The following is a 24645-nucleotide window of genomic DNA, read 5'->3' as shown; positions in this document are numbered from 1 at the left end:
CGGGACGCCCCCAGGTACTGGCATCACCAGGCTTTGCTCCGGCCGCGAAGGAGAGAAACAACAGATGCGCCTGCCCTCGCCCGACCCCGTCCGCAGCCCCCGCACCGGTTACACCCGCGCCCACTGGGAGGCGGCCGCCGACGCGCTGCTCGCCGCGGTGGAGCCGTACGCCACCGAGGATCGCGCTCTCTACCACTTTCCCGGTGACCGAGAAAGCTGGTCGGGCCGCCTCTCCGACGGTCTGGAAGGGTACGCTCGCACGCTGCTGCTGGCGGCCTTCCGTCGTGACGAGACGGCGCTGGAGCGTTACGCAAGCGGTCTCGCGGCCGGTGTCCGCGGCGTCTGGCCCCGCATCGAGGACCGCGGTCAGCCCCTCGTCGAGGCCGCGTCGATCGCCCTGGCGCTGCGGCTGACCCGTCCGCTGCTCTGGGACCGTCTCGACGACAGCGTCCGACAGCGCGCCGCGGCCTGGCTCGGGGACGCACTGACCGCCGAGGCATGGCCCTGCAACTGGGAGCTGTTCCCGGTGACGGTAGGCGGTTTCCTGGAGTCCGTCGGCCATGAGCCGGAGGCCTCTCGCAAGGCGATCGACCGCGGGTTGGAGCGCATCGAACAGTGGTACGTCGCCGACGGCTGGTACAGCGACGGGGCCGGCCGCGCCTTCGACTACTACAACGGCTGGGCGATGCACCTCTACCCGGTCCTGCACGCCTGGCTCGCCGACGACCCCGAACTGCTCACCCGCTACGGCGACCGGCTCAGGACCCATCTCGACGACTACGCACGCCTGTTCGGAGGCGACGGCGCCCCTCTGCACCAGGGCCGTTCCCTCACCTACCGCTTCGCCACCACCGCCCCCCTGTGGCTCGGCGCCCTGACCGGCCACACTCCGCTTCTCCCCGGCGAGACCCGCCGCCTGGCCTCGGGAACTTTGAAGTACTTCCTGGAACGCGACGCGGTCGACGAGCACGGCTTGCTGACCCTCGGCTGGCACGGCCCCGACGAGTCGGTCCTCCAGGGCTACTCGGGGCCCGCCTCCCCCTACTGGGCGAGCAAGGGTTTCCTCGGTCTGCTGATTCCACCGGAACACGAGGTGTGGACGGCGACCGAGGAGGCGGGGCCGGTGGAACGGGGGAACGCGGTTACCCCCATCGCTGCTCCCAACTGGCTTCTTCAGTCGACGAGTTCGGACGGGCTGGTTCGCCTGCACAACCACGGCAGTGAGGACGTCCGCTACGACCCGTACTACACGAGGTTCGCGTACTCCACGGTCACGCGGCCGCACGAGGCGCCACCGGACAACGTCGTCATGGTCGGCGGCGACCCGCGTCGCGAGGGCATCGTCCCGCTCGGAGTGGGAGAGGACTGGGCGGCCTCCCGATACGTGCTGAGCTCCGGGGCCGAAGTCACCAGCCTGGTGGTGGCCGAGGGGGCGGTGGAGGTGCGGGCCCACCTGGTGGCCGGCGCGGAGCCGGGAACGGACGTGCGCATCACGGGCTGGGCACCGGTGGAGGGCGGGGACGAGCGGGCGGAGCTGGCGCCCGTGCACGGGCTGGCGGGCACGGGCCCTCTGTCGGGTGTGCTGGGAGAGGGCCCGGCGACGCTCTTCGTCGCACTGGCCCGCCTCACCGCCGAGCCGGACCCCCTGCCCCTCCGGGACCTTGTGTCCGTGGAGGTGCAGAGGGTGGATGCCGACACCGCTCATAGCGCGTACGACCTGAGCGTCCGCCGGCCGACGGGCTCGGAACGCCACTTCCGCTTCACGGCTTCAGGCGAGCGATCCGCAACGTCGTCGTGGTCGGTGACGCCCCGCTGAGCGGCTTTGCGTAGGTCGGCGTCACGGGCGCGTACGCCCAGGTCAGCGTCCCGTCCTTGAGGACCGCGAGGTCACCGGTGATGCGGATGCTCACCACCTTGTCCGGGCTCTGGAACTTGCCGTTCCAGTCGACGAGACGCAGGTGGGTGCCCGTGAACGTGCCGGTGCAGGTACCGCTCGCGCACTTGGCGCCCTTGAGGGATTCCCAGGAGACGAGGAGGCGGTCCTTGCCGTACGGGGCGACATGGACGTTGACGTTCTCCGTGCCGGCGGCGCTCGTGAGGTAGACGGCCTTGCCCGGACCGGAGTTGCGGTTCTTCAGGAACGCCAGCGCGACCTGGTGGGTGCTCGTCCGCGGTTTCACCGTCCAGCCGCGACCGCTGGCGTCGTCCGGGTTCTTCTTGGCCGAGGCGGCGCCGCGCGAGGCGAAGGCGGTTGCGTAACGGCCGGTGGACGACTTCACGAGGTCGCCGGTGCGGCCGGGGAAGGTACCGCCGCAGTACCCGGCCCAGCACTGTTCGCGCTGCACCACGGGGGCGGTGTCCGGAGCGCCGATCCCGGTCGAGACGAACAGCCCCGAGCGCCAGTCGTCGAAGCACAGGGAGGTGAAGGCGCCGGAGGTCTCGGCGTGCAGGGCGATGCCCTCGTTGTGACTGCAACCCCAGCTCCAGCCCCCGGTGAGCTTCGCTCCCTTGGCGCTGAGGTACGCCATCTTGTCCCCGTAGTGCCCGTCGGCGAAGCCGCCCGCTCCGTGCACGACGAAGTAGGCGCCGTACTTCGTTCCGTTCCAGGTGAGTTGCCCGTCGAGCAGCGGCGCGGTGTCGTGGGAAGCGGTTCCGGTGAGTTTCGTGAGGAACGTCCGCTTGCCGCTCGTGTAGCGGACGATCGCGGCCGCCGTCTCCTTCCACTTGTTCGTGTCGGCGACCCGAGTGAGCAGAGCGAAGCCGTCGTTGTGCGCGATCAGGCCTCCGACCTCCTTGGCGCCCTTGACGACCGTGTCGGCGCCCGAGCGCTTTCCGGCGGCGGTGAGCGGGGTCACGTGGACACCGTCCGCCGCGGGCCAGGCGACACGGAGCGTGCCGTTCGGGGCCACCGCCGTCGTCGTCCGCGTCCACTCCCGGGTGTTGTTGTAACCGGCCGACAGATAGGGGAACTTGGCGGCGAGCGTCACGGCGGTGGTGGTGGGGGTGAGGTTCGGGGAGGTCGTCGCGGCCCCGGCGGTGCCCCACCAGGCGCCGGCGAGCACCCCGGCAGCAGCGAGGGCGCCGATCGCGGGCTTGCGGGCCGCGCGCATACGGCGGTGGCGCGTCGTGCGTCGTGCAGATGTCATGGCCAGTGGTTGCCGCCGGGCGGGGGAAGGTTGCCGTGACGGGTGGACACGGAGGGAACTGTTGTGGCGGACGTGGCCTCGGTGAACTGGAACCGGGCCGGCCGGGTGGGCGTGGCTCGGTCCGTGCCCCTCAGAGGGTGCGTGCAGGTGGAGGGAAGATTCTCCGTTGCCCCGCGTGAGCGCAGTGCACAAGAATCCTCGTATGACTTCTGCCATCCGTCATGTGACGATCGACAGCTCCGATGCCTACGCCCTCGGCACCTTCTGGTCCGAGGTGCTCGGCCAGCCTCTCCACGACGACGACAAGCCGGGCGACGAGGAGGCGTTGATCGAGGGCGCGGGCATGCTCTTCGTCACCGTCCCGGAGGCCAAGGGCCGGAAGAACCGCATCCATTTCGACCTCCAGCCGCAGGACCGTACCCGCGACGAGGAGGTCGAGCGTCTGCTCGCCCTCGGCGCCACACTCTTCGACGACCGCCGAAGGGCCGACGGCACGGGGTGGGCGGTCCTCGCGGACCCGGAGGGGAACGAGTTCTGCGTCGAGCGCAGCGCCGGAGAGCGGGCCGCGGGCTGAGGCGGCGGTAACAGGGCAGGAAACGGGCGCGCCGGCAGCCACCGGTCCAGCCTCCAGCCGGGGACCGGTGTGGAAGGAAAATCCGGCGGAAACAGTTCGCCGGGAAGCTTGCCGGAAACAGTCCGGCGGAAACCGATCAGCGGGGACGGTTCGGCGGAGGCCGAAAGGACGTGCCCCTAGCGTGGATCGCATGCGTGCATCCAGGGCGACCTCGAAACCCTTCGCCGACCTCCACCACGCCGAGACCCCTTTCCTCCTGCCCAACGCCTGGGACCATGCCAGCGCGACGGCCATGGCGGGAAAGGGTTTCCGAGCGATCGGCACGACGAGCCTGGCGGTGGCGGCGGCGGTGGGGCTGCCGGACGGTGCGTCCGCCACGCGCGACGAAACCCTACGGCTCGCGCTGATTCTGGGTTCGCAACCGTTTCTCCTGTCTGTCGACGCGGAAAGCGGATTCAGTGATGATCCCGACGAAGTGGGCGAGTTCGCCCGTCAGCTTGCGGCGGTGGGTGCGGTCGGTATCAACCTGGAGGATGCCCTGGGGCCGGTCGACCGGCATGCCGCGAAGATCGCCGCAGTCAAGGCTGCCGCGCCCGGCCTTTTCGTCAACGCGCGTACCGACACCTACTGGCTCGGCGAACCTGGCGAGCGCGACGCACGCAGCGGAGCCGAAACGCTGTCCCGCCTCGATGCCTATCAACAGGCGGGCGCGGACGGGGTCTTCGTCCCGGGTCTGACCGATGCGCGCGAGATCGCGGCACTCGTCGCCCGACTGGACGTACCCCTCAACATCCTCTACTCGCCGACCGGCCCCACGGTTCCCCGACTCGGCGACCTCGGGGTGAGCCGGATCAGCCTCGGCTCGTTCCTCTACCGGCGAGCCATGGGTGCGGCGCTCGACGCGCTGGACGAGATCCGTGAGGGACGAGAGCCGGGTGGTCGTACGCCGACGTACGAGGACCTGCAGGAAATGGGCGCTGACACAGCGGACCACGCCTGACGGCGTCAGCTGACGGCGTCGCCGGCGTCGGCCTCCCGTGGCCAGTGGGTCAGGGCCGTGTGCAGGGCATCGATCGCCTTGTCCCACGACCGCTGCACGTCCCGGGGCGCACCGAAGCCGCCGGCCGCCTCCAGCGTGCAGTATCCGTGGAAGGTGCTGCGCAGCAGGCGGACGGCGTCGGTGAGGTCGGGTTCCTCGAGGCCGTAGGCGCGGAGCATTCCGTAGGTGATCTCGGCGGTCCGGCGCGGAGCGGGGGACGCGGCGGCCAGTTCTCGGTCGAGGTCCTGGTCGATCCGGATCTGGGTGGCGGCGTACCGGCCCGGGTGCCGGAGGGCGTACTCCCGATACGTCCCGGCGAAGGCGACCAGCGCCTCTTTTCCGGCGAGTCCCACGACGGCCACGGCGATCCGGTCGATCATCTCGCCGCCGACCAGCAGTGCGAGCCTTGTCCGCAGTTCCCGGAGGTTTCTGACGTGCGAGTACAAGCTCGCGTCCTTGACTCCGAACCGACGGGCCAGCGCCGAAATGCTGACCTTGTCGAAACCGACTTCGTCGGCCAGCTCCGCGGCGGCTTCGACGAGGCGGTCGGTGGTCAGGCCGACTCGTGGCATGGGGACCGCCTTGTGTGCGCTCGGACCTGGAGGTATCAGGCAGGATCCTAAGGGTTTCGCAGGTCGGACGGCGGCCGGCGGCCGGCGGACGAGGGGTGGAGACTCCACCGAGGGGCCGAGCCCGGGGCCCTGGAACACTCTGCCTGTCCCGCCTGTCCCGCCTGTCCCACCTGTCCCACCTGTCCCGCCTGTCCCGCTCGGCGCGGGCGCTCGCTCCGGCAACTCGACGCACCTCTGCCCGGCCGAGAAATGGCGGGCGCCGATACGACACGGGCTGCGATCATGAGCGGCACCCTGCCCCCGACGCCCTGCCCCGACGCCCGACGTCCAGCCCCGGACCCAGCCCCAGCCCCGGACCCCGTGGTTCAGCCTCAAGACTGAGGCCCAGTCCCTCCCCTCAGACCCGAGTCGTCGGCCCCCGAACCTCACGAGGACGCATCGCATGCCTGTGCCCGCCGACCCCACCGTCCTGCATCCCATGCCCGAGCAGCCGCGGGTCGTGCTGCTCAGGCCGCTGGTGAAGTCCCCGCTGATCGAAGTCGGCGAGTACACGTACTACGACGATCCCGAGGACGCCACCGCGTTCGAGACGCGCAACGTGCTGTACCACTACGGTCCGGAGAAGCTGGTCATCGGCAGGTTCTGCGCGCTGGGAACCGGGGTGCGGTTCCTCATGAACGGCGCCAACCATCGGATGGACGGCCCCTCCACCTTCCCCTTTCCCACCATGGGCGGTTCCTGGTCCGACCACTTCGACCTGCTCACCGGCCTGCCGAACCGGGGGGACACCGTGGTCGGCAACGACGTCTGGTTCGGATACGGCGCGACGGTGATGCCGGGCGTCCGGATCGGGCACGGCGCGATCGTCGGGGCCGGGTCCGTGGTCACCGCCGACGTGCCCGACTACGGGATCGTCGGCGGCAACCCGGCCCGTCTGCTCCGCACCCGTTACAGCGAAACGGACGTCGCCCGGCTGCTGGCTGTCGCCTGGTGGGACTGGCCCTCCGAGCACATCACCGACCACGTGCGGACGATCATGTCCGGCAGCGTCGACGACCTCGAGGCCGCCGCGCCGGGTTCCGCCGCAGCCCCGCGCACGGTTGTCTCGGAAACCGGTTCCCCGGACGACTTCCCGCGCGGGCCTGCCTAGCCCGCCGGGCACCTGGGCGGAAGTTCTGCCTTCTGCCGCAGGGACCGGCGGGGGCGTCCTCGCGGACGCGGGCGAGGGCGAGGACGAGGATCAGCCGATCGGCGCGTACAGCACGCCCAGCTTGTCCACCTCGTCGGCCGCGCGGCCCGTGAACCCGACGATCTGCCAGCCGGACGGGGCCGTGAAGGTGGTGGCGTCGGTCGTCGCCGTGCCGGAGGTCAGTGTGCGGCTCCTGTCGGTCGTGAACGCCGCCGAGAAGATCCTTGTACGGCCGTCCTTCTGGCCCTGGGTCAGCTTCACCGAGGTGAGGTGTTCGCCCGTCGCCAGCGTCAGTGACGTCGCCGTGCCGCCCGTGCCCCCATGGGTGACCGTCGTGCCGCCGTCGTGGGTCAGCGTCACCGCGTCGAGGCGGGCGCCGCCCCGCAGGGTCAGCGTGCGCGGGGCCGGGGTGGCCGGCAGGTCGTCCGCGTCGTTGAACGCGGTACCGTGCGGGCCGCCGAAGAAGTCACTGGCCCGCAAGGTGGAGTTGAGGGTGTACGAGAAGTCGACCGTGTGCGGGAAGTGGTCCGACAGGTTGCCGCCGGCGGAGTCCAGGAACGACGCCCACTCGTTGTTGTAACGGGTTGCGTTCAGGGTCAGGAGTTTGCTGCCCCGGTAGAAGACCTTGTCCACGACCTCGCAGTCGTTGGTCGGCGCGGTCGTCGGGCACAGCAGCGCGTCCGTGCCCTGGGTGGGCCGTGTGCCGCCCTTCACCCGCTGCACCCACGCGTCCGTGAGACCGTTCTCGTCGGCGAGGGTACGGATGTTGTCTCCGGCGCGGGTGTAGCGCGTGTTGGTGTCACCCATCACGAGCACCGCGTTGCCGGACGAGTTCGCCTGGATGAAGTCCGACAGCTGCTCGATGTTGGCGCGGCGGGCGGCCAGTGCGTCGTCCGAGTCGTCCGCGTTGGTGTGCACGTTGTACAGGTCCAGGAAGACGCCTTCGGCCAACCGGACCCGGGACAGCGTGAAGCCCTTGGGCGTCAGGCAGTTGGTCCCGGTGCAGTTGTTCCAGCGCACCCTCTCGAAGTCGTCGAAGGCGTAGTCCGAGAGGGTGTTGAGGCCGTCGCCTATGCCTGCCCCGCCGCTGGTCGCGGTGCGGTAGGGATGGTTGTCGCCCGCGTAGAGCGCCGCGTGGTAGTTGAAGTCCTCCTGGACGTTGACGATGTCGTACGCCGCCAACCGGGGTGAGATCAGCGGGGTGTTGGTCGCCGGGTGGCCGGAGCTGAGGCCCTCGGGCAGGCCCGCGACGTTGTACGTCAGGACGTTGAAGGTGCCGGACGTGGCGGCGGCGGCCGCCTGGGCGGGGGCTGCGGCGGTCGCGGTGAGGCCGGTCAGGGCCAGGACGCCGGCCGCCAGGGTGCCGATGAGTCGTCTCATGTGAGGGTGTCTCCGGTGGGGGAAGAGCGGCGGAGGAGCTGAACAAAGCTCAGATTGGGGCCGTCCGGAGTGACGCACAAGGGCTGTTGAGGAAACAGTGAGTGCGGAGGAGAAAACGCTTACCGTTCCTGGTTCCGCTTGCTCCGCTTGTTCTGTTTGCGTTGCTTGCGGCGCTCTCCCCGCGGCCGGTACGACTCCTCCAGCTTTCCGACCGGCGCCTGTACGTGTCCCGGCTCCCGCTCGTCGTTTCCGCCCGCGCACCTCCACACCGCCAGCCCGTTCTCCTGCCCCGGGTGCATCCCGAGCCGGTGCTCGGTGCAGACGGGCCACACCTGCCACAGGCATTCGAGCACCGTGTCCTGCGCCGCCTCGGCGACAGCGGCCGACGCGATGCCGGGCCCGGTGCCCGCCTCCGGGGACAGGTCGTTGCCGTGCCAGCGGCCGTCGGGCAGGGCGACGTACACGTGCTCGGCCGCGATCTCGTCGTCGGACGACTCTTCCGGCCAGGCGGGCAGCGCCACCAGACGCAGCGGGCCCCGGTCCGGCAGCAGGGCGCTCAGGTCGTGGTTGACGAGGGCCAGCGCCTCGTCCCACACCGGGTACTCACCGGGCTCGACCATGCGGGCACTGGGTGTGCCGAAGGAGTCGTACATGAGGTCATCGTGTATCAGGCGCCGCCTCGACGGCACTTCAATAAGGTGAGCGTCGCCCCTCAGGATCCGCAGGAGCTCCTCTCAGGCGTTCGGATCGAGCCCGTTCGACAGCCCGGTGTGTGGGGCACGGCGGCTCCTCGGGGAGAGAGGGGGATGCGAGTGCTCACCCCCCTGTCGCCGGTGACGCGCGCAGGGCTGCCGGGGGCAAGCGGCCAAGGGGGCCAAAGGGACTTGGGGCGGCAGGTAGGCGTCGGCGCGGCCGCTTGACCGCCCCGACGCGCCACTCCCGAGCGCGGCCCGGCGGTGTTCCGACCCCACCCGGCGGTGACCGGCCCCCGCGCGGCAGCGGCCGGCCCTCGTCCTGCGGTGTTCGGTCAGCCGTTCACCCCCGTGTAGTGCCCCAGACTCCATCGCCACAGCAGCCGGGAGCCGAGGTACGCCAGCAGGCCCAGCAGCGGGGAGGCCGCCGCCAGCCAGTAGGGGACACCGGTGGTGTGGCCGTGGCCGGTCAGCACGGCGGCCGGGAAGTACGCGACGAACGCGAGGGGGAGGCCGTACGTCAGGAGGCCGCCCACCGCCTTGGGCAGCACGTTGAGCGGGTAGCTGCCGAACGTGCCGAGGAGTTCCTCCAGCCAGCGGCCCCAGTAGTCGGCCGTCGGGAAACGCAGAGCGGCGGAGGCGACCGCCGTGAACAGTGCGGCCTCCAGCAGCATGCCGCCGAGCACGGCCGCGACGAGGTAGGAGATCCGGCCCGCGGTCCAGTCGAGGTGACTGCGGCCGAGCGCCGCCACCATCAGACCCGCCGCTACGGTCAGATCGCCGATGGCGTTGGTGGGAAACATGCGCAGCTGGACCTGGAGATGCACCGGCATGGGCCGCACCAGACAGACGTCGATCTGGCCCTCCTGGATGAAGTAACCGATTCCGTGCATGCGTCCCAGGAAGAGGACGAACAGGCCGTGGGCGAGCATCCGGGTCGCCGGGATGAGCAGCACGTCGGAGCTGTCCCAGCCGCCCATCCCGCTGAAACGGGCCAGCAGCACGGTCGCGAACACGATCACCGAGACCTGCCAGACGGCGCCGATCGCGACCATCATCAGGAACTCGGAACGGTATTCCAGCTGGGCACGGAAGTTGAGACGTGTGATGCGCCATGCGAGGCGTACGGCTTTCAAGGGCATCAGCCTCCTTGGGAGATGACCCGCCGGGCGGCGAGTCGCCACACCAGCCGGGTGAACAGGGCCAGTACCGCCACCCAGGCGACCTGCACCAGCAGGGCGGGGACGGCGTCCGACAGCGGGATGCGGCCGACGTAGAGCGACAGCGGAACGCTCAGCGTGGCCTGGAACGGCAGGAAACCGCTCAGCGTGACGAACCAGTCGGGGAAGAACCACAGCGGTGCGTACACCCCGGACAGCAGGTTCTGCGCGAAGATCAGGATGAGCATCGCCGCGTTGTTGCGCAGGGTGAAGAAACACAGCTGGTCGATGGCCAGCATGACGTAGTACAGGATCCACTGGCCGAGCAGGAGGCTCAGCGCGAACACCCCCGCCACGGCGGCCGAGCCGGGCGGATCCACCACTCCGGCGGCCAGGCAGACCGCGTAACCGGTCAAGGCCCAGGCCAGACCGTACAGTTGCTCGCCCAGCGCCCGCAGGGCGTAGTAGCGCTGGGGCGACAGCGGGCGCAGGTACCAGTAGACGATGGTGCCGAAGTGCATGTGCTGGATCACGGTGTCCCGGGCCGCGTACTGGTCCAGCTCCCGCAGCCGGGAGGCCAGTACGGCCAGCACGGCGTAGGTGACCGCCTGGTCGCGGGTCATTCCGGCGGTGGTTCCCGTGTGGGCGTACAGGCCGTGCCACAGGGACGCGACCAGCACCACCTGGACGGCCAGTCGCAGCAGGGCGGCGGTCATCCGGGGCGGAGTGTGCAACTCGCCGAGCGGGGTGACCCGGGCCGTGCGCCAGGCGTGCGGGACCGCCATCACGCGTCCCCGGCCTGCACGTACGCGGCCCGCATCACGTCCTCCAACTCGGCCTCGTCCAGGGCGATGTCGATGACCTCGTACCGTTCGATGACCGACTTGAGCGCCTGGTGCACCGTCGGCGCGCCGGGTCCGTCCGGTCCGAACACCACGCGGGAGCCGTCGTGTCGCAGCACCGCGATGCCCGGCAGTGCCAGGACCTCGGTGCGCGGGTCGGCGAGGGTGGCCCGCACCTGCCATGTCGAGCCGAACGTGCGGCGGATCTCGTCGAGGGTGCCGTCCAGGACCAGCCGTCCGTGGTTGATCAGCACCACGCGCTCGGCGAGCCGCTCGACCTCCGTCATGTCATGGGTGGTCAACAGGACGGTCCGGCCGCGCTGTTCGACCTGATGGCGCAGGAACTCGCGGACCTGTTCCTTCACCACCACGTCCATCCCGATCGTCGGTTCGTCGAGGAAGACGACGGGCGGGTCGTGCAGCAGCGCCGCCGCGAGGTCGCAGCGCACGCGCTGGCCGAGGGAGAGGTGGCGCACGCGGGTGTCCCAGAAGGAGGACAAGTCCAGCAGGGCGTCGAACTCCCGCAGGCGGAGGGCGTGTTCGGCTCTCGGTACCTCGTAGATGTCCCGCAGGATGGCGAACGACTCGCGCACCGGCAGGTCCCACCACAGCTGGGTGCGCTGCCCGAACACGGCCCCTATGTTGCGGGCGTTGTGTTCTCGTTCCCGGTACGGGACCACCCCCGCGACGCGTGCCTCGCCGGAGGTGGGGGTGAGGATGCCGGTGAGCATCTTGATGGTGGTGGACTTCCCGGCGCCGTTCGGGCCGAGCAGGGCGAGGAGTTCGCCCGGGGCCACGTCGAAGGTGATGTCGCGGACGGCGTGCTTGGCGACCCGCTCGGGGTTGACCAGGGAGCGCAGGCCGCCGGCGAGGCCGGGTCGGCGGACGGTGGTGTGGAAGGTGCGGGAGAGGTCGCGCACCTCGATGCTGCCGATCACTTGTTCAACCTCCAAGTGCAGCGCGGCCGGCAGGCTGGGAGCCGGCCGGCCGCGGGAGACGTCATCACCGTGTCGGAATGTCGATCAAATGGTCAATCGATTAATCGATCTCCGAGAACACGAAGGAGAACTCGACGGGTTCGGCGTTCAGGAAGTACCGCGGGAGCGGGCCCGGGCCGCAGGACTGGGAACCGATGCCGTGCTGGCCGTGGTCGAGGTTGACCCAGACCGTGTCGCCGGGGGTGAGGTCCGTCAGGTGCCGCGCCGCGTCCAGTTGCTCGGTCGTCCAGCGCCGCGCGGAGAACCAGAACTCCGGGTCGCCCTCGATCCGCAGTCCGCCGAGCTCCGCCCAGCGGACGTCGGCCCGGGCGCCGTTCTCCTGCGGCCGCACGTACGGGGTCTGGAGCTCCTCGATGCTCCCGTCCCACTGGCCGAGCATGGCCGAGGTCCTGGTGTCCGGGTAGGCCTCGCCGGGGCCGCCGCCGAACCACTGCGCGTGCCCCGCGGAGGACGCCAACCCGAAGCGGACGCCGATCCTGGGCAGCGGCACCTTCCAGTCGCCCTCGGGCGCCACGGACACGGTCAGCTTCAGCCGTGTCCCGTCGGACGTCCAGCGGTACACGGTGCGCAGGCCCGCCTCCCGGGCGGCCGGCGCGACCCGGGTCCGTACGGTCAGCGCGTCGGCACCCGGCTCGACGCCGTCCAGGCGGTGCCGCATGCGATGCAGACCGTACGAGCGCCACAGCACGCCGTAGCGCGTGTCGTCCTGCCAGGGGGCGCCGTCGTCGTTGTCGGTCGGCGCCCGCCACACGTCCAGACGCAGTCCGGTCACGTCGACGGCGCCGATCGTTCTCAGCTCACCGGTACGGGCGTCGAAGGCGCCGGGGCCGAGCCTGATCAGCCGCTCACCGAGGACGGGCCCCTCCGAGGCGGTGACGGTCACGGGTGCGCGGGGGGCGACCGCCTCCTGGCCCCACGCCACCGTATGCCCCTTCGGCGCCCACGGAGTGTCCTCGGCGAGCAGTGCGCGGACCGTCCACCGGACCTCGGCGCCCCGGCCGTCGGGGCCCGCCGGGAGCTCGATCTCGGCCGTCTCGCCGGGACCGAGGGGTCCGACGCCGAGTGCCTTCGCACCGGTGGGAAACCCGTCCACCTGGTGGGAGAACTCGAACTCCAGATGGGAGAGGTCCGAGAAGTCGTACGCGTTGGTGACCCGCACGGTCCCGCCCGTACCGTCTCCCTCGATACGGACCGGCTCGATCACCTTCTTGTACTCGACCAGGCCCGGCGACGGTTTCCGGTCCGGGAAGACCAGACCGTCGCAGACGAAGTTCCCGTCGTGCAGCTCCTCGCCGAAGTCGCCGCCGTAGGCGTAGCCCAGCTCAGGGTGGTTGATGCCATGGTCGATCCACTCCCAGACGAAGGCGCCCTGGAGGCGTTCGTGCGCCTCGAACAACCGCTGGTAGTCGGCCAGTCCACCCGGACCGTTGCCCATCGCGTGGGCGTACTCGCAGAGGATGAAGGGCAGTCGGCGTCGCTTCCGGGTGCCGCCGTCCAGTCCCTTCCCTATGCGCTCCACCTCGTCGTGCAAGGCGTACATGCGCGAATAGACGTCCGTGTCACGGCAGTCGGTGTCGCCCTCGTAGTGCAGGAGACGCGAGTCGTCGCGGTCGCGGATCCACTCGGCCATCGCGGTCAGACCGCGCCCGGTGCCGGCCTCGTTGCCGAGGGACCAGATGACGACCGACGGATGGTTCTTGTCCCGTTCGACCATGCGCGCGGCCCGGTCGAGGAGCGCGGGGGTCCAGCGGTCGTCGTCGACGGGGTTGTCCCGCCAGTCCTGCTCGACGAAGCCGTGGGTCTCCAGGTCGCACTCGTCGATCACCCACAGCCCGTACTCGTCGCACAGGCCGAGGAAGGCCGGGTGGGGCGGGTAGTGCGAGGTGCGGACGGCGTTGATGTTGTGCCGCTTCATCAGCAGCACGTCCGCGCGCATCGTCTCCAGGTCGAGGGCCCGGCCCGTCTCGGGGTGCCACTCGTGCCGGTTGACGCCCTTGAAGAGGATCGGCCGGCCGTTGACCTTGATCAGGCCGTCGGCGAGCTCGACGGTACGGAAACCGATGCGCAGGGGTACCCGCTCGCCCTCCGTCACCAGTTCGCCGTCGTACAGCGCGGGGGTCTCCGCCGTCCACGGCCGAACCGGTACCGTAACCGCTTCCCCGGTCTCGACATCGATGTCCAGGGCCGGTACGGACACCCGCCCGTCGACATCGGAGTCGACGCGCAGGGTGCCCTCACCGGTGACATGGTCGTAGGAGGCGTGCACGAAGAAGTCGAGCACGCTGCCCGCGGGGCGGTGCAGCAGGGTGACGTCACGGAAGATGCCCGGCAGCCACCACTGGTCCTGGTCCTCCAGGTACGAGCCCGCCGACCACTGGTGGACCCGGACCGCGAGGACGTTGCCCGTCGGCCTGAGCAGGTGCCCCACCGCGAACTCGTGCGCCACCCGCGAGCCCTTGAACTCGCCGATGTCCCTTCCGTTCAGCCAGACGCGGGCGCAGGACTCCACACCGTCGAAACGGAGAAGGAAACCGCCTTCGGAAACGTCGGGCCATCCCGCCGGCAGGTCGAAGACCCTCAGGTGGTCGCCGGTCGGGTTCTCGGTCGGCACCCGGGGCGGGTCGACCGGGAAGGGATAGAGATGGTTGGTGTAGACGGGCGAGCCGAAGGCCCCGTCGCCCTGGAGGACCCAGTGACCCGGCACCACGACCTCGGCCCAGCCGGAGGCGTCGAAACCGTCTTCGGCGAACGAGTCGTCCTCGGCGTCGGCCGTCGCCGACCTGCGCAGTCGCCAACGTCCGTTCAGTGACAGGGACTTCGCGCTCGATGCGGGATACCAGGCGCGGGGCGGAAGGGCCCCGCTGCCCGGTGAGACGTTCTCGACGTAGTCGGCGGCCGTGGTACGGAAGGTCATCGGTCTCCTGGGTCAGCCCTTGATGCCGGTCTGCGCGATCCCCTGGACCAGCCAGCGCTGGAGGAAGAGGAACACGAACACCAGGGGCAGGATGGAAAAGGCGGTGGCCATGAAGATCAGATGGAAGACGACGGTCTGGTTGGTCATGTAGTTGGAGAGCGCGACCTGGACGGTCCACGACCCCGGGTCCTGGCCGATGACCAGCGGCCACAGGAAGGAGTTCCAGCCGTTGATGAAGGTGATGGTCGCCATCGCCGCGAAGAAGTTCAGCGAGTTGGGCACCACGATGCGCCAGTACGCACCCCAGTAGCCCAGGCCGTCCACCCGTGCCGCCTCCTCCAGTTCCTTGGGGAACCCCAGGAAGTACTGCCGGAACAGGAAGCAGGTGAAACCACTGAACAGACCCGGAATGATGAGGCCCCGGTAGGTGTCCACCCAGCCGAGCGACGAGACCAGGACGAAGCTCGGGACGAAGGTGACCGCCGTCGGGACCATCAGGGTGCCCAGGACGGCGTAGAAGACCTTGTTGGCGTGCCGGTAGGGGATGCGGGCGAGACCGTAGCCCGCGAGGGAGCACACCAGCAGGACGCCGACGGTGTGCAGGGTGGCCACGACCGCGGAGTTCCACAGGGACTGGGCGAACGGCACCGTCTCGTCGGTGAACAGTTCGCTGATGTTGCCCCACTGGATGTCCGTGGGGAAGAACTTCCAGTTCTCGCCGGTGATCTCGGCGTCCGTGGAGAGGGCGTTGCGGACCAGCAGGTAGAACGGGACCAGGAAGAAGAAGCAGGCGACGCCGGTGGCGATGTAGAGGCCGGTGGAGCTCATCACACCGCCGCCGCGACCGCCGCGACCGCCGCGGCGGGGCCTGTCCGACGGCGGCGCGGACTCCCGTGCTTCGGGCAATGTGGTGGTCACTTGGACTCCTCCCCCCTTCCGAAGCCCAGGAACTTGCCCTGGAGCAGGGTCACGACACAGATCAGCACGGTCAGGATGACCGCGCCCGCGCTGCCGGCACCGTAGTCCTGGCTCTCGCCCAGAGCCTTGTAGTACAGCTCGACCAGGGGCGGACGGCCCCACGTGGTCTTCGACAGCAGGTTGAAGAACTCGTCGAAGGCCTGGTAGGCGGCGATCAGCAGCAGCAGGATCACCGCGGTGGACGTGGCGCGCAGTTGGGGCAGGGTGATGTACCGGAAGGTCTGCCAGCCCGGCTTGGCGCCGTCGATGGCGGCGGCCTCGTACAGCTCGTCCGGGATGTTCTGCAGCGCCGCGATGAACAGGATCATGTAGAAGCCGGACTGCAGCCACAGACGCGCGCTGACGATGACCACCCAGTACCAGGGCGGATTGGGGTCGACCAGCCAGGCGATGTTCTCGATCCCGAACCAGCCGAGGACCGTGTTCATCAGGCCGAACCGGACCCCGCTGAAGATGGACATCTTCCAGATCAGCGAGGCGGCCACGTAACTGCAGGCGGTCGGCAGGAAGAAGACCGACCGGAAGAACGCCCGCATGAAGCGCAGCCGGTTCACCAGCAGGGCCAGCCCCAGCGAGAGTGCCCAGGTGGTGGGCACGATGAAGGCGGCGAAGGCGGTGAAGGTGCCGAGCGAGCCGACGAAGTCGTCGTTCGTCAGCATGTACGTGTAGTTCTCGAAGCCGACGAACTTGTCGGGCGTGACGGTGAAGCGGGCCTCGAAGAAGCTGAGCCAGAGGCTCCAGAGGATCGGCGCGTAGACGAAGATCGCCAGACCGATCAGGAACGGTCCGGTGAAGAGCCAGAAGTTGAAGGTGGGGCTGCCCCGCAGACCCCGCCGCGGCTTGGCCGGTGAGGCCTTCGCCGCGGCGGGGCGCGCGAGGTCGCGCGTCTCGGTCGTCGACATGTCGTGATCCGTCCCGCGGCCTATCCGAACAGCTTCTTGAGCTCGCGGTTGACGGCCGCGTCGGCCTTGTCGAGGGCGGCCTCCGGGTCCATGTCCTTGCGGACGCTGTTGGCGAAGACGTCCTCGAGGGAGGTGATCATGGCCTGCGTCCAGCCGATGTTGTCGAAGTGCCCGAACTCGGTGAACAGCCGGACGCCCTCAGCGGCGTTGCCCGACTTGAGCTTGGTGGCGGCCTGCGCGATCGAGGTGCGCGGCGGAATGTGGAAGCCGAAGTCGGTGGCCCACTCCTCCTGGTACTTCTTCTGGTCGATCCAGAGCCACTTGACGTACTCCTTGGCGGCCTCGACGTTCTCGCCCTTGGCGTTGACGAACATCGACCAGCCGCCGTTGTAGACCGACTGCTTGCCGGAGTCGATGGTCTTCGGGAAGGGGAAGACCCCCCAGTCGTCGCCGAGCGCGGCCTGGATCCCCGGCATCGCCCACATGCCGCAGAACTGGATGGCGCACAGGCCCTGGTTGAGGGAGGAGGGGTCCCAGGACGCGGTCGGTGCGCCGAGGAGAAGGTCGCCGCTGGTGAACAGCTTGCGCATCTTCTTGATGCCCTCGACGACGCCGTCCGTGTGGTAGGCGATCTCGTTCTTCTCGTCGAGGGTGTCGGCGCCGGCCGACCAGATCATCGGGTTGATGACACTGTGCAGGTCGTCGCCCATGTACAGGCCCTTGACCTTGCCGGTGGTGAGCTTGGCGGCGGCCTCCATCAGCTCGTCGAGCGTGGTCGGCACCTCGACCTTGGCCTTCTCCAGCATCGACTTGCGGTAGAAGAAGAACTGCGGGTCGTCGATCATGCGGACGCCGTAGATCTTGCCGTCGACCGTGTGCGACTGGATGTCGGCCGGATTGAAGTCGCTCTTGACCGGCTCGATGATGTCGGTCAGGTCCGCCACCTGACCGCTCTTGATCATCTGGATCTGCGGGTGGAACTCGAAGAGGTCGGGCGCGTTCTTGGTGAGCAGGGTCGCGAAGAGCTTGCTCTCGAAGTCGGCACTGGTGATCCACTGCGTGGTCACGTCGGCCTTGTCGTAGGCCTTCGCGTACTTCTTGATGGCCTGCTCGGTGCCCGCCTCGCCGTACGCGTGGAAGTACTGCGTGAGGCCGACACCCGAACCGGCGCCGCCACTGCGGCCGTTGTTGCCGCCGCAGGCGGCGAGCGTGCCGGCGGCGGCCATGCCCGCGGCGGCTCGGAAGAGGGACCTGCGGGACCAGTTGCTGTTGCTCATTGCCGACATGGCGACGTCCTTGTCTCGAAGTGCGGCTACGGCTCTGTGGCGCGGCGAAGGTGGCTCAATTCCTGTCGCGGAGCGGGACGTTAACCTTCGGCTAAGCCTTCGGCAAGGGGTTGGACGAAGTCTGTTCGAAGCGTTGTGATCGGTTCGGCATGGCGAACGAGAGGGGTCGCAGCAAAGGGTGTGGAGCGCTGGCCGCAGGGGTAACGCGGGTGCGTGAAAAGGGGGTTGAGGGCCGCCGGTGTCAGGGCCGGCGGCCCTCGGTCAGGGGGATCCCTGGACGGCTATCGCCTGGCCACGGCCTCGTAGGCCTCGCGGGTGCCGCGGTGGAGGATCACTTCCGAGCCGCCGGCGACCGTCCGGTCGGCGGCAGCGGGGCGCTCGACGTTCGTCCGGCCGGCGCGCTGTCCGCCGATGTCCGGCGACCGGCTCGGGGTGTCGTCGTCGGTGAGCGCGAGGGCCGTCTCGGCCCCCGACGGCCGGTCGGTCGCTGAGCGGGGGCCGCGCCGGGCGCCCCCTTGGCGGCGTACGGCAGGACTGCTCGCCGCCGCCGCCGTCCGTGCGGGGAGGGCGGGGCCGGTGGGGGAGCAGGCGCGGGTGCGGGTGCGGGTGCCGGTGCCGGTGCCGTTGCGGGAATCAGCCGCGTCGGCGGGTAGCGGTTTGCGAGAGCGGTTTCCGGCGGGAGCTCCTTCACGGCAGGTGAATCGCCGGTTTTCTTGGCTTTTCTTCAGTTCCCCGAGTTTCCCGAGTTTCTCAGGTTTCCCGGGTTTTCCCGGGCGGGGGACGTACGGCGTTGTCGGTTCCCGTAACACTGCATCCCTTCCTGCGGCGTGAAGGTGGTGCGGTTCCGCATGGCTCATGCGGGCGGTGCGGTACGGCTCCTGGCGGCGGCGAAAGCGGCGCGCTTGGCGTTTCTCTGCCCGACCGACTGCAACGCCCCTTCGAGGGCGAACGTCGCCGCGCCCAGACAGGCCGGGTCGGTGGGGATGGGGGAGAGGACGATCCGGTTGGCGGCCAGCGGACGTTTCAGCGCGTGCCGGGCGACGGCCTCCCGCACCTCGTCGAGGAGGGGTTCGCCGAGCCGGGCGGCGACCCAGCTGCTCAGGACGACCACCTCGGGGTTGAGCACGTTGACCAGGTTGGCGATGCCCGCGCCGAGGTAGCGGGCGGTGTCGCGGACGACCTTGACGGCGACCGGGTCGTTCGCGGCGACCCCGGCGGCCAGGGCGTCGATGGTGGCGGTCTGGTCATCGGGATGCAACAGCGGGCTCCGCGGGCTGAGTTCCCTCAGGTTCTGCATGATGCCGGGCGCGCCGACGTACGTCTCCACGCAGCCGTGGTTGCCGCAGCGGCACAGCCGCCCGTCGAGCACGAGCGTGGTGTGCCCCCACTCGCCCGCGCTGTTGCTGACGCCCCGGTGCAGCCCGCCGCCGAGGACCAGGCCGGCCCCGACTCCCGTGCCCAGGTTGACCACCACGGCGTCCCCGTGCCCGCGCGCCGCCCCGAACCACAGCTCGGCGACCGCGCCGGCCCGCAGCGGGTTGTCCAAGTACAGGGGATACGCGATGTGTTCGGAGAGCAGGTCGAGCAACGGCACGTCGTGCCAGTCCCAGTTGGGCGCGTACTCGGAGATGCCGGTGGCGCGGTCCACCTGCCCCGGCACGCTCACCCCGACGCCGAGCACCCGGGCGGCCTCGACCCCGGCCTGGGCGACCACCGAACCGGCGGCTGCGGCGACATGGCCGACCACCTGCTCGGGGCGGCTCTCGCCGGGCCGCATGTTCTCCTCGGCGCGGGCCAGCACGTTCAGCGCGAGGTCGAAGAGCTCGACATGGACGTACGTCTCCGCGATGTCCACGCCGATCAACGCGCCCCCCGACGCGTTGACGGCCACGAGACCCCGGGGGCGGCCCCCCGCCGAGTCCTCGAACCCGACCTCCGTGATCATGCGGAGGTCGAGCAGTTCGCCGACGAGGGTGGCGACGGTGGCGAGCGAGAGACCGGTCGCGGCCGCGAGTTCCTGCCGGGAGGTGGGCGAGGCGGCGATGATCTGACGCAGCACCTCGTAGCGGTTCGCGGTGCGGATGTCACGTGATGTGCCGCGCTTCATGGAGCGTGCCCCCTCATCCCTTCCGTGCCTTTCCGCGCCGGGCGGGCCCGCACTGCGACGGCACCGGCGCCGCGCCAGGTTATGGGCTGCCGAACCGTTCGACAAGGGGTTAGGAAAGGGGCTTTATAAAGTCGCCGGGAGGCTGCGCGCACTCAGCCCGCCAGGACGTCCCGGACGAAGGCGTTGGTGAACTTCCCGGCCGGATCCAGCACCCGCGCGAGAGCCGTGAAGTCGTCGATCCGGGGGTAGCGCCCGCGCACCACGTCGGCCGGGACCTCGAACACCTTGCCCCAGTGCGGCCGTGGCTCGAAGGGCTCCAGCGCGGCTTCCACCGCCCGCACCACCGGGAGCACGGCCGCCGTGTCCTCGACCCAGGTGAAGTGCAGCGCCACGGTGTCCCGCCCGTAGGAGGGGCTCAGCCACTGCTCGTCGGCGGCCACCGTACGCACCTCGCAGACCTGGAGGACGGGGGCGACCGTCTGCCGGATGCCGTCGATCGCATGCAGCGCCTCGGTGGCATGCCGGCGCGCCAGCAGGTACTCGCTCTGCAGCTCGTTCCCGCTGCTCGGCGTGAACTCCGCCCGGAAGTGCGGCAGTCGCTCGTGCCACGGCCCCGGCACCCCGAACTGCTCGGTGCAGTTGACCGCCGGCATCCCCGGCACCGGATGCAGCGCCTCCACGGCCGGCGTGGCCCACGGGAAGTCGGCGAGGGACTCGTCCGTGCGTCGTTTCAACCACACCTGCCGGAAGCCGGGCGCACCCCAGTCGGTGAACAGGCTGACGCTGTACGCGGCCGCCGCGACGGTCTCGAAGTCCAGCCCGTCCAGGGGAAGTTCGGTGAACAGATGCTGCTCGACCTCGTAGCCGGGCTGGAGATCGAGGACGAGCGCGGTGACCACCCCGAGAGCGCCGAGCGAGGTGACGGCCCCGCCGAACCGCCGGTCGCCGCGTCCGATGACGACGGTCGAACCGTCGGCGGTGACGATCTCCACCTCCCGCACGGCCGAGGCGAGCGAGCCGTTGCCGACCCCCGACCCGTGCGTACCGGTCGCCACCGAACCGGCGACCGAGATGTGCGGCAGGGAGGCCATGTTCGGCAGCGCGAGCCCGCGCTCGTGCACGCGGCGCGCCAGCTCGGCGTACCGGACCCCGCCCGCGACCCGTACGGTCCGGGCCGCCGTGTCGACGTCGACCTCACCGTCCAGGGCGCTCAGCGACAGCAGTACCCCGTCGCCGCCGGGCTCGGCGATCTCGTTGAACGAGTGCCCGCTGCCCAGCACCCGCACCCGCCCGCTTCCCGCCACGAGCGAGCGGAGCGCGTCGAGGGAGCGCGGACGGTGCAGCTCACCGGCGGCGAAGGTGATGTTGCCGGCCCAGTTGGTAACGGTTTCGGTCATGCGACTGCTCGCCCCTTCGGAGGAGATCGAGAACCCGGAATTCCCAGGTGGAACCTACCCTGCCCGCAACACGAGACCCCCCGCCCCCACCTCCGCGCCGCCGGGGGCATACCGTGAGGAGTCGTACGCCCGAGCCGGGAGGAGAGAGGGATGGGCAGCCGTACCGCGCTGGTCGAGGATCTGATGGAGCGGTTTCCGCATGTTCCGCGGGAGGCCGTCTTCAAGGAGGACCTGCTGCGCGGAGGTGTGGCCTTCGACCCCTCCGCGCTGAGCGACAACGAGTCTGGCGACGTCAAACCGAAGTCCTACTTCATCTTCTCCTTCGACCACGGCACCCTGCCCGAGCTGGGCGAGGCCGCGCTGCGGCGCCCGCCGGAGGAGATCATCCTCACGGGCGGCCCGTACGACCTGCGGCGGACGGTTGTCTCGGTCCGGGTGAATCCGTCCTCCCCGTACCGCGTCGCGGCGGACGACGAGGGTCTGCTCGGGCTCTACCTCGACGGAAAGCGCATCGCCGACGTCGGCGTGCCGCCGATGCCGGAGTACTACCGGCACAAGCTCTCCAACGGGAAGTCCGTCATGGAGGTCGCCCCGACCATCCAGTGGGGTTACCTGATCTATCTGACCGTTTTCCGGGTGTGTCAGTACTTCGGCGCCAAGGAGGAGTGCCAGTACTGCGACATCAACCACAACTGGCGCCAGCACAAGGCGGCCGGCCGCCCGTACACGGGCGTGAAGGACGTCGAGGAGGTCCTCGAGGCCCTGGAGATCATCGACCGGTACGACACCGCGAAGACCTCCACCGCCTACACCCTCACCGGCGGCGCGATCACCAAGACGGTCGCCGGGCGCGACGAGGCCGACTTCTACGGCCACTACGCCAAGGCCATCGAGGAGCGCTTTCCGGGCCGCTGGATCGGCAAGGTCGTCGCCCAGGCGCTGCCGAAGGACGACGTGCAGCGCTTCAAGGACTACGGCGTGCAGATCTACCACCCCAACTACGAGGTGTGGGACGAGTACCTGTTCAAGCTGCACTGCCCGGGCAAGGAGCGCTACGTCGGCCGCGACGAGTGGCACAAGCGGATCCTGGACTCGGCGGAGATCTTCGGCGCGCGCAACGTGATCCCCAACTTCGTCGCAGGGGTGGAGATGGCCGAGCCGTTCGGTTTCACCACCGTGGACGAGGCCATCGCCTCCACCACGGAGGGACTGCGTTTCTTCATGTCGCAGGGCATCACGCCGCGCTTCACCACCTGGTGCCCGGAGCCCACCACCCCGCTGGGCAAGGCCAACCCGCAGGGTGCGCCGCTGGAATACCACATCCGGCTACTGGAGGCCTACCGCGCCACCATGGACGAGTTCGGTCTCGCCTCGCCGCCCGGCTACGGACAGCCCGGCCCCGGCCGCGCGGTGTTCTCCGTGAGTTCCTTCATGGACAGCCTTCCGGCAGAGGACTCGGCGACCGTATAGTCCGCGCAACGGTCTCCACGGTCCGCGAAGCAGCCCGCGGGGCAATCCGCGGAGCACTCCGCGGGGCAATCCGCGGAAGAGTTCGCGAAATCGGTGTCGCAACATGGCGCCGGTGTTGAACACAGGGCGGTCCGCGTCCGTACTACAGGCCGGAGTACCGGGCGCGGCCGCCTTCTCGTCGTCCCGTTCAGCCGTCTGTCCTGCTGTCCTGACATGACATCTGAACAGGGCGCTTGTCAGTTGTGTTGGAAACGTGAAAAGCTCTGCCCCTGCCGCGAGGTTCCCCCCAACTCCATTGCCGTCATGGTGAGTTGACCTCGCTTGTGGATGCAGGAGACTCATGCCCGACCTGCCGACCCCGAAGGACGCCGCCGAGGCCGCGCTGTTCTCCGAGTGCTGGGACGCCGTCCTGTCGTACGCCGACCTGTGCACGTCCGGCTCGACCGCGGCGAACCAACTGGCCCGTGAGGCCTTCGCGCTCGGCATACGCGAGGCCCGTGCCGCCGAGGACGGTACCGCACGAGGTGCCGGCCGTCGCTCGTCCCGGCTGCCCCGGATCCCGCTGCTGCTGACCGCCGTACGCACCACGGCCGCCACCTGGGAGGCCCGAGGACAGGGCCACAAACTCGACCCCGATCTGCGGCTGTGGCTCAACTCCGACAAGGCCGCACGGTACGTCGGACCGCCCCTGAGTCGTCCCATCGCCCTGCGCGGACTGCGTGACATGCAGGAACCGGACGCCGCCCTGCTGTGGCTGGCGGAGGTGGAGGCACTGCCGCTGCACGCCGTCGTCCGCCGGCAGGGCCTCGACCCGACCACCGCGGTGGAGGAGCTGAACCAGGTCCGCGGACTGTTCCGGGACCGCTGCCACCGCAACCACCTCGACACGCCGATGGACGCGGAGTGCCGTAGCTACGTACGGCTCCTGGACGCCGTCACCCGCTCGCCCGCCGCCGACACGCCCCCCGACCTCTCCCGCCATCTCGCCACCTGCGTGGAGTGCGCGGAGGCCGCCGCCTGTCTGCGGCTGCACGGGGGCGGGCTGCCCGCCGCCCTCGCCCAGGGCGTCATCGGCTGGGGCGGCCTCGCCTACCTGGAGCGCCGCCGCCGGGCCGCCGAGGTGCGCCTCGGGGCCGGGCGCCCCGACGCGCTGGACGCCGAGGGCGCGGCGGCGCAGGCCGCCGCGGGCAGGGCACGAGTGCTGCGGGGCGGAATGCTCGCCGCCGCCGTCCTGGTCTCCGTGGTGGCGCTCGCCGTGTCGATGATGCCCGGTGACACGGGCGGCGGCACCGGCGGCACCGGAGGCGAGAACGTCGCCCAGGGCAGTCCCGCGGACAGCAGCCCGGTGGCCGGCCCCGGCTCCGTCCTGCCGTCCGCGGATCCCGCCACCTCCGCCGCTCCGTCCTCGTCCGGCCCGGCCGCGTCCGCGAGCGGTACGCCCTCGGAGACGAGCGGCGACAGCGCGGGGAAGCCCGATCCCGAGCCCCAGGGCACCTCCTCGGCCACCGCCGGCGCAGGGGGGAGCGAGGACACCGCGGTCTGCGAGGTCACGTACGACCTCGTCAACCAGTGGCCCGACGGCTTCCAGGCCACCGTCACCGTGACCACCGCCGTGACGCTCGACTCCTGGCGTGTGGCCTGGTCCTTCCGCGACGGCCAGAAGGTCGACCAGATGTGGGACGCGGGCCTCTCCCAGAACGGCTCGCGCGTCACCGCGACCGCCGCCGACTACAACAGGTCCGTCTCGGCGAACGGCACGCTCAGCTTCGGTTTCCTCGCCTCCTGGCAGAACAAGAACAGCGCGCCGTACGCGTTCACCCTCAACGGGCAGACGTGCACGAGCTCTTGACGTACGTCGGCCGAACAGGGCGGCGCCCGCGGAGACGAGCGCGGAACAACGGGGATCGGGCGCAGGACGGACACTGAGCGGAGACGAAACGGAGAGGGGGCGGTTTTCCCGCCCCCTCTCTGCCGTGCCCGGCGGCCGGGTCGCCCTGCC

At 70.0% G+C, this 24645-nt stretch carries 19 protein-coding genes; 6 read left to right on the top strand and 13 right to left on the bottom strand.

What is annotated here, in order from left to right; translation table 11 throughout:
• Positions 1-64: 64 nt before the first annotated feature.
• Positions 65-1816: a DUF2264 domain-containing protein gene (locus ABT070_RS13510; protein WP_351759026.1), complete on the top strand. Its 1752-nt coding sequence runs from the start codon at positions 65-67 to the stop codon at positions 1814-1816.
• On the opposite strand, the gene ABT070_RS13505 is transcribed toward ABT070_RS13510, so the two are convergent.
• Positions 1761-3146, bottom strand: a complete 1386-nt coding sequence (locus ABT070_RS13505; RefSeq protein ID WP_351759023.1) for a hypothetical protein — start codon at positions 3144-3146, stop codon at positions 1761-1763. The two genes, ABT070_RS13510 and ABT070_RS13505, sit on opposite strands and share 56 nt — an antisense overlap.
• 202 nt (positions 3147-3348) lie before the next feature.
• Between ABT070_RS13505 and ABT070_RS13500 the strand changes: the two genes are divergently transcribed.
• Positions 3349-3720 (top strand): VOC family protein, encoded by a 372-nt coding sequence (locus ABT070_RS13500; protein WP_351759020.1) that lies wholly within the window; start codon positions 3349-3351, stop codon positions 3718-3720.
• 190 nt (positions 3721-3910) lie between these two features.
• Positions 3911-4720, top strand: a complete 810-nt coding sequence (locus ABT070_RS13495; RefSeq protein WP_351759017.1) for an isocitrate lyase/PEP mutase family protein — start codon at positions 3911-3913, stop codon at positions 4718-4720.
• A gap of 5 nt (positions 4721-4725) precedes the next feature.
• On the opposite strand, the gene ABT070_RS13490 is transcribed toward ABT070_RS13495, so the two are convergent.
• Positions 4726-5331 carry a TetR/AcrR family transcriptional regulator gene (locus ABT070_RS13490; RefSeq protein WP_351759014.1) on the bottom strand — a complete coding sequence of 202 codons (606 nt, stop codon included), beginning with the start codon at positions 5329-5331 and terminating at the stop codon, positions 4726-4728.
• A gap of 442 nt (positions 5332-5773) precedes the next feature.
• Between ABT070_RS13490 and ABT070_RS13485 the strand changes: the two genes are divergently transcribed.
• A complete protein-coding gene (locus ABT070_RS13485; RefSeq protein WP_351759011.1) occupies positions 5774-6481 on the top strand; it encodes a CatB-related O-acetyltransferase in 708 nt (235 codons plus the stop codon).
• A gap of 90 nt (positions 6482-6571) precedes the next feature.
• On the opposite strand, the gene ABT070_RS13480 is transcribed toward ABT070_RS13485, so the two are convergent.
• The 11 genes from ABT070_RS13480 to ABT070_RS13430 form a co-directional block, all read right to left on the bottom strand.
• Positions 6572-7900: a jacalin-like lectin gene (locus tag ABT070_RS13480; protein WP_351759008.1), complete on the bottom strand. Its 1329-nt coding sequence runs from the start codon at positions 7898-7900 to the stop codon at positions 6572-6574.
• A 119-nt stretch (positions 7901-8019) separates the two neighbouring features.
• Positions 8020-8553 carry a hypothetical protein gene (locus ABT070_RS13475; RefSeq protein ID WP_351759005.1) on the bottom strand — a complete coding sequence of 178 codons (534 nt, stop codon included), beginning with the start codon at positions 8551-8553 and terminating at the stop codon, positions 8020-8022.
• Between the two features lie 374 nt (positions 8554-8927).
• Positions 8928-9734, bottom strand: coding sequence for an ABC transporter permease (locus tag ABT070_RS13470; RefSeq protein ID WP_351759002.1), 807 nt, complete (start codon positions 9732-9734; stop codon positions 8928-8930).
• Positions 9734-10537, bottom strand: coding sequence for an ABC transporter permease (locus ABT070_RS13465; RefSeq protein ID WP_351758999.1), 804 nt, complete (start codon positions 10535-10537; stop codon positions 9734-9736). Before ABT070_RS13465 ends, ABT070_RS13470 begins: the two co-directional genes overlap by 1 nt.
• A complete protein-coding gene (locus ABT070_RS13460; protein ID WP_351758997.1) occupies positions 10537-11532 on the bottom strand; it encodes an ABC transporter ATP-binding protein in 996 nt (331 codons plus the stop codon). The genes ABT070_RS13465 and ABT070_RS13460 overlap by 1 nt, the downstream gene beginning before the upstream one ends.
• A 100-nt stretch (positions 11533-11632) precedes the next feature.
• Entirely contained in the window at positions 11633-14506 is a 2874-nt protein-coding gene (locus tag ABT070_RS13455) for a glycoside hydrolase family 2 TIM barrel-domain containing protein (RefSeq protein WP_351758994.1), read from the bottom strand.
• A 12-nt stretch (positions 14507-14518) separates the two neighbouring features.
• Positions 14519-15424 carry a carbohydrate ABC transporter permease gene (locus ABT070_RS13450; protein WP_451099871.1) on the bottom strand — a complete coding sequence of 302 codons (906 nt, stop codon included), beginning with the start codon at positions 15422-15424 and terminating at the stop codon, positions 14519-14521.
• Positions 15421-16386, bottom strand: coding sequence for a carbohydrate ABC transporter permease (locus ABT070_RS13445; protein ID WP_351758992.1), 966 nt, complete (start codon positions 16384-16386; stop codon positions 15421-15423). The genes ABT070_RS13450 and ABT070_RS13445 overlap by 4 nt, the downstream gene beginning before the upstream one ends.
• Positions 16387-16406: 20 nt before the next feature.
• Entirely contained in the window at positions 16407-17663 is a 1257-nt protein-coding gene (locus tag ABT070_RS13440) for an ABC transporter substrate-binding protein (RefSeq protein WP_351759631.1), read from the bottom strand.
• Positions 17664-18525: 862 nt separating this feature from the next.
• The gene (locus ABT070_RS13435; protein WP_351758989.1) at positions 18526-19779 is read right to left on the bottom strand and encodes an ROK family transcriptional regulator; all 1254 of its coding nucleotides are present in this window, start codon (positions 19777-19779) and stop codon (positions 18526-18528) included.
• 152 nt (positions 19780-19931) lie between these two features.
• On the bottom strand, positions 19932-21176 hold the full coding sequence (locus tag ABT070_RS13430; RefSeq protein WP_351758986.1) for an FAD-binding protein: 1245 nt from the start codon (positions 21174-21176) through the stop codon (positions 19932-19934).
• A 150-nt stretch (positions 21177-21326) separates the two neighbouring features.
• Between ABT070_RS13430 and ABT070_RS13425 the strand changes: the two genes are divergently transcribed.
• Positions 21327-22646 (top strand): radical SAM protein, encoded by a 1320-nt coding sequence (locus tag ABT070_RS13425; protein ID WP_351758983.1) that lies wholly within the window; start codon positions 21327-21329, stop codon positions 22644-22646.
• 340 nt (positions 22647-22986) lie between these two features.
• The gene (locus ABT070_RS13420; RefSeq protein WP_351758981.1) at positions 22987-24495 is read left to right on the top strand and encodes a cellulose binding domain-containing protein; all 1509 of its coding nucleotides are present in this window, start codon (positions 22987-22989) and stop codon (positions 24493-24495) included.
• Positions 24496-24645: the final 150 nt, after the last annotated feature.

The sequence above is a fragment of the Streptomyces sp. NPDC002884 genome, assembly GCF_040295245.1.
Taxonomy (GTDB): Bacteria; Actinomycetota; Actinomycetes; order Streptomycetales; family Streptomycetaceae; genus Streptomyces.
The sequence above is the reverse complement of the archived record's forward strand: the minus strand, read 5'-3'. Positions and strand labels throughout refer to the sequence as shown.